This window comes from Thermogutta sp. (assembly GCF_039793925.1).
GTDB lineage: Bacteria > Planctomycetota > Planctomycetia > Pirellulales > Thermoguttaceae > Thermogutta.
In genome coordinates this window covers 1-5,909 of record NZ_JBAMME010000224.1, presented here as the reverse complement: position 1 = coordinate 5,909, position 5,909 = coordinate 1, and the positions used below count along the sequence as shown (strand labels likewise).

General features: G+C 53.0%; 5 protein-coding genes and 1 pseudogene. All 6 read right to left on the bottom strand.

From position 1 onward, the window contains the following. Nucleotides 1–308: pseudogene (locus tag ABJK56_RS09365) on the bottom strand (hypothetical protein); the annotation flags it as partial. Continuing rightward, complete coding sequence (locus ABJK56_RS09360; RefSeq protein WP_347244403.1) at nt 289–1,584, bottom strand: O-antigen ligase family protein; 1,296 nt, start codon at nt 1,582–1,584, stop codon at nt 289–291. The pseudogene ABJK56_RS09365 and the gene ABJK56_RS09360, both read right to left, overlap by 20 nt. Before the next feature lie 52 nt (nt 1,585–1,636). Continuing rightward, nucleotides 1,637–2,455, bottom strand: a complete 819-nt coding sequence (locus tag ABJK56_RS09355) for a glycosyltransferase family 2 protein (RefSeq protein ID WP_347244402.1) — start codon at nt 2,453–2,455, stop codon at nt 1,637–1,639. Nucleotides 2,456–2,515: 60 nt separating this feature from the next. Further along, the gene (locus tag ABJK56_RS09350) at nt 2,516–3,682 is read right to left on the bottom strand and encodes a TIGR03087 family PEP-CTERM/XrtA system glycosyltransferase (RefSeq protein ID WP_347244401.1); all 1,167 of its coding nucleotides are present in this window, start codon (nt 3,680–3,682) and stop codon (nt 2,516–2,518) included. Nucleotides 3,683–3,705: 23 nt separating this feature from the next. After that, on the bottom strand, nt 3,706–4,599 hold the full coding sequence (locus tag ABJK56_RS09345; protein WP_347244400.1) for an XrtA system polysaccharide deacetylase: 894 nt from the start codon (nt 4,597–4,599) through the stop codon (nt 3,706–3,708). A gap of 12 nt (nt 4,600–4,611) precedes the next feature. Then, nucleotides 4,612–5,502 (bottom strand): sugar transferase, encoded by an 891-nt coding sequence (locus tag ABJK56_RS09340; RefSeq protein ID WP_347244399.1) that lies wholly within the window; start codon nt 5,500–5,502, stop codon nt 4,612–4,614. Between the last annotated feature and the right edge of the window lie 407 nt (nt 5,503–5,909).

The following is a 5,909-nucleotide window of genomic DNA, read 5'->3' as shown; positions in this document are numbered from 1 at the left end:
AATAATGCCCACGCGAATCCCATGATTGCCTGCTTATAGCGAATCCGAATATCGCGCAAGACGAGTTGTCCGAGAAGTTCGCGATAGCTGTAGATTTCGGATATCATTTCCCTCCAGACGGCAAACCCACCCAAGTGCTCGTCGGCCGACCATGTCCATACTTGATCGCCTCTATTCGCACTCACAGCTTGTGTGCCGTCCGGCTGGTGAACCTCCAGATGATCGCTGACTGCCTGCCCCTGGCTGTGCTGAATTACAGCGATCTCCGATTTATTCAATGGCTTGTTGTCATATGCTTGCATATTCATTCACATGTGTCCGGAAGTCAACGGTAGTTGGTTCAAAGCGATACTCCCAATCCTGCGTGTGCACACGGAGCAATGCGGCCCCCAGCAACACGGTATAGTAGGGAATCTCCAGCCACACCACGCTGATAAAACTGACCGCGACGGAGAAGCCCAGAAGCGAGGCAATCACCCCTCGCGCCATATACTGGGACCAGACGTCGAGATTCTGACATTCCTTTATTAATCTCCTCAGCCGGTACATAGTCAGCCCATAGAAGCCGCCGAGAAGTAACAATCCTGGCACACCCATTTCCGCCGCTGTTTCCAGCCACAACGAATGCGCGTGCATACGTGGGAGTCCCATTTGCTGCGATCGAAGCGGCCAGTGGTTGGCTCCGACCCCTAAAAACGGGTTTTCGCGTATACTTCGAAGACAGGCTCCCCACTGTTCCACCCGGCTGCGAGCGGAACGATCGCGCTGTTCTGGATCGACAAACGTGGTCATGAAACGCTGTCGAACTTCGGGCCCTGCCAGGCGCAGCGCAAGTAGGACTGCGAGAATTGAAAGCGCGGTCGTTTTAAAACTTTTGGGAATGAGTATAAATGCTGCTATTCCTCCGGCAATTAACCCGAGTATCCCACCCCGAGAAAACGAAAACATAATCGTGTGGACCATCAGTGCGGAAGCTGCAAAAGCAATGACCTTGAGAGGCCACCGAGTCTCAGCCAGCCCGAGGAAGAAGGCGAGGAGTGCTCCCACAACCATGGCGGCCGCAATACAATTATTATCGAAACCGCCATACGCTTCCAGGACAATGCGGTTTACTCCCTGATAATAGCTGCGGTTAAAATCCAGGGCCAAATATCCCTGTGTGGCAACAATCACCCAGGCCAGCCATCGCACATGCTCCTTTTTCTCCATCAATGTGATCCCGACCAGAAATGGCAGGGCTATTTTGAGCAGGGATACCAGGAAGTTCCTGACAAGGATCGGCTCCTGGGCAAAGAAATAGCCCACGCCAACCCACGTGACGAAAGCCAGCAACATCGCGACAACGATACTTGATCGCCCCAGGCGCCAGTCGCCGAGCCCTCGAATGCCCCAGCCCACAAGCATTCCTATGCCCACGATAAAACTATACCGTCCCGGTCCCCGTGCCCCAACTGACCAGTACCACAGGGATTCAGGCTTTAAAATCGCGTAGTGAATGTATATGAACAAACCAATCAATGGATAGAATAGTGATAGTATTGCCCCAAGATACGTTAGTAAGTAGACATAGACCAGTCCGCGCATCAGCTACCGCTATTTGTGGGTGTGAGAAGCTGTGACAGCAAACGCTCCGGTCTTAGTCTTTGAGCCAATACCGGAATATGCACCAGATTGCCCGAATCGCATCGCGAAGACCAATCTTTTTTCCCTGTTGATAGGTACGTCCGTAATAACTGATCCCCGTCTCATAGATACGATATCCCCGCCGGGCTACTTTTGCCGTGAGTTCAATTTCAATTCCGAATCGATTTTCCTTAAGCGTGGGCCTGATTGCCTCAACAACCTCGCGACGAAAAGCTTTGTGGCAGGTTTCGACATCGGTGAGATTGAGATCGGTGAACATATTGGAAAGGGTTGTAATTGTGCGGTTGGCAACGTAATGCCAGAAGTACAAGACGCGATGGGGGCCCTCAGAAATAAATCGAGAGCCATACACCACGTCCGCAACACCTTCCACGATAGGTTGAATCAAACGGAGGTGCTCAGCCGGATCGTACTCCAAATCGGCATCCTGTATGACCACAATGTCACCGGTGACGTGAGCGAAACCGGTCCTTAAAGCCGCGCCTTTGCCCCGATTATGCGGGTGCCGGAGTATCCGCACAATGTTGTTTCCCTCCCATTGTTTCAGTTTTAGGGCAGTATTATCAGTACTCCCATCGTCTACGACGATGATTTCTTTGGTGACAGGGACCTGGCAAACTCGGCGGAGTATCTCATCGATAGTGTTTTCCTCATTATAGACGGGTACGACAACCGAAAGCTTTACATGGGAAGGAACCTCATAGACACCAAAACGCCTGCCCAACGCCTGCCATAACAGCCACCGGCGATCATTCTCTATTTTCTGACTGATCTCGCGTCCGCAACATGGACACAGATTCTCAGAGTCCATTTTCGGAGTAATCATTCTCTACTACATATGCCGAATACACCACTACACGTCTATGTCATGTTACAATTGTAACAACTCGTCGAGGGCCTTGAGTTTTTGTGGCCACGTATGGTGCTGCACAATATAGTCACGGGCTGCATGTCCAATTGCTTTGCGTAGGGATGGGTTTTTGATAACACCGGCGACCGCGTTTATCCACTCCTCTGGCGTGTCAGCTTTGAGAACGTGGCGCCCTGGCACAGCGGAAATGCCCTCCAAAGCGGGAGAACTTGCGATGGTCGCGCAGCCCATTGCCATCGCTTCGAGAACCTTGTTCTGAACCCCTCGGGCAAGTTGCAAAGGAACAATAGCGACGGCTCCTGCCAGAAATGGCCGAACATCCGGTACGTCGCCGGTGAGGAACACGCGTGGAACATGTGTAACGGCAGCTTTCAGTTTCCCGTCAGCCCCAGCGCCGACGATGTACAACTCCAAATTTGAAAATCGCTGAACCAAAATCGGCCACACTTTGTTTATGAACCAGATGACACCCGTACGGTTGGGCGAGTAATCCAGCGCGCCCACAAACGTCAAGCGATGATGCGAAAGTTCTTCGCCGTTCAAACTCGGAGAAAAATAATCGATATTCACGCCGTTTTCCACAACAGCGGTGCGTGCATTCGGGCAAAAGGATTTGTAAAGGTCACATTCCGGAACGGTCGCCAAGGTGATCCAAGAGGCGAGCGTAGGCAGACGACGCTCCACATGGCGTAGTCTCACACCCTCCACGCGATACAGCCATTTGAGAGGTAACGAACTTGTTCGCGAGTAGTCCAGCCATTTTTGACTATCAACATCCACAAGATCGACGATCACCCCATCTTTTCTAAAGCCTGCTGGCACGTACTGCACCATGCTCGAGCAATAGACGAGTATCGCATCATAACTATTTCGGCGACACAAGGAGGCGATTTGTCGGGCTAACTTGTTTGACCAAAAAGCCCCTTTGGTTGCGGTGGCGCCGACTGAGAGGGACAGGATGGCCTGAATCCGGCGCTGCCAGGGTAGAATGAGCGACCATATCACGTTGCGGCAGCGTACCCGGAGGGCCTGCTCTGTCTCCCCGGTGAGGGGCTCGTCGGCCAGGAAGGCTACGTCCAGATCGCATCGCTGAGCCAAATAGTCCAGCCAGTGAAAGGATCGGATCCTGTGTCCCCGATTGGGAGGATAAGGTGTACGATGAACCAAGTAAAGCAGCCTTTTCCTGGTGTTCATTCGGCGTGGCTGCGGCCAGGTGTGAGAGTCTGCAGCTCGGAGTGCTGAGTTAGCCACTGGTTCAAAGCGGTTTCCAGCGTGCCCCAGTTAAAATGGCCGAGCAATCGGGACAGCTTATGCTCAGTTTTCGCAAGGTTCACGTAATGGCGAAACCGTGTAGGCCAGGGTAGGCGCGGAAGCCGCGGTTGCTCCGGGTCCAATTCCCACGGGTGGATATATGTCACCACCGGTCGGCCTTCGCGATGAATCTTTCGACAAAGTGCGTATGTGAGCCAGTATGGATAAAGGCGAAAATATCCCCCACCAGCCACCGGAAGATTGATGCCTGAAATTCGCACAACACTCGCCGGAACTTCCCAAATCGGCCCGGACTGAGTTGGGATCTGAAAGGGCGTTACTGGGGCTCTCGGTAGTCCATAACGGTCGTGAAATATCGGGAACACACTGGAATCATAACGAATTCCTTCTTCAGCCAAGATCTCAAATGCCCAAAGTGATTTTTCGGTGATAGAGAAACTCGGCGCGCGGTAAGCGGTGACCGCTGTGCCAGTGATGTCGCTCAAAATCTCCATCGATTCCTTGAGGTCACTTCGAAACTCCTGCGGGGATTGATCATAAATGAGCTTGTGCCAGGAGCTGTGCGATCCAATTTGATGGCCAGCGTCGTGAATCTCGCGAATCAATCGAGGCTGCCGTCGAGCCAACCATCCGAGGACGAAAAATGTCGCCTTCACCTTCCGGTCTGCAAACATCTCGAGAAGTTTTTGAATGGGAGGAGCGACTCGGGACGCAAAAGAATCCCACTCTTCGCGAGAAATCACCTTTTCAAAATTAGATACCTGGAAATACTCCTCGACATCGACCGTAAGAATGTTCAGGACATCCGCCATACCAACAAGCCACTAACGGGGTTTTCTGACGGGAGTCCAGCGCATGGGAAATGGGCGGCGATGTCCATTGTGTGGGCCGGAAACTGAGTGAGACACGGCGTCAGTGTAGGTCTTGGGAATGTTCGTGTCAGATATCGCCCCATGTCGCATCCAATCGGGAACTCGGACTGTGCGGGTCAATCCAAGCCATCGTGCGATTCTCAATCCCGGGAGGCCCACCAGTTTCAGCGCAGTACAGAGGAAAATTCGTGCATCCAGCCAGAAATTTCCCCGTTCGATGTATTCCAGGTCGAGCACTAGCTTCCGTCGCACGGAGTCCAGATCGGAGTCCGGCGGCAAATTGATTTGCGCCAATCCCGTGATGCCGGGTAGCACGGCGCAGCGCTGTAAGTACCCTGGGATTGCTTTGGCAAGCACCTGGGCAAATTCCGGCCGTTCCGGTCGCGGCCCGATGAGTGTCATCTCTCCCTTGAGAACGTTCAGGAGCTGTGGCAATTCGTCCAGATGAAATCGCCGGAGCATTCGGCCAACAGGAGTGATTCGCGGATCGTTTTCCGCCGTCCAAACCGGTCCGGTTTCCTTTTCCGCATCGCAGTACATTGTGCGGATTTTGTAAATCCAGAAGAGCTTGCCGTTTTTTCCCACCCGCAGTTGGCGGTACAGGCCTGGCCCGGGGCTCGTTAAGCGGACGAGAAGAACGAGAAACACCGTAAGTGGTAACACAATTGGGCTCATAATCACTGCAAGACACCAGGCCATGGCGGGTTGCCACCTGAAATAGGCAGCGGGGCGAACAAGGGGAACGTCTGGGTGGGTTAAGACTTCTGGCAGCGAACCGGTTTCGGTGTCAGCAAGAAAATTTGAATTGGGAAATGCGGTGGTACGCCGGGGCAAAACGCTCATCGTTGCAGAACTCCCTGCCGCCTCAGTTTTCACCGGCCAAGACGCAAGAGTATTAGGTGTATCTGCCCCAACGTTTTGTTCGGCAAGCTACTCACTTTCCGCTCAACCACTTTAAATGGTGGACTCACCCAAGTCAACCACTTCGTGACAATCATCCCCTTTTTCCACTATCCAGTTCGTGGCACTGTGACCCAGAGTTTTTGCCGAGGTTCTGACAGATCACGAGCACGAGTGCCGAAGAGTTATTCCAATGCCAGCATCATCGCTGTGCCAGAGTGTCTATGCAGATCGGCTTCGGATGAAGCCATCGGAAAGAGCCGCGCACCGCTCAGCCCTCGTTGGCAATTGGTTCTAACTCGACAAGGTCAGCTAACAAGGAGGCCCCCTGCTGGATGAAGGAAACCATG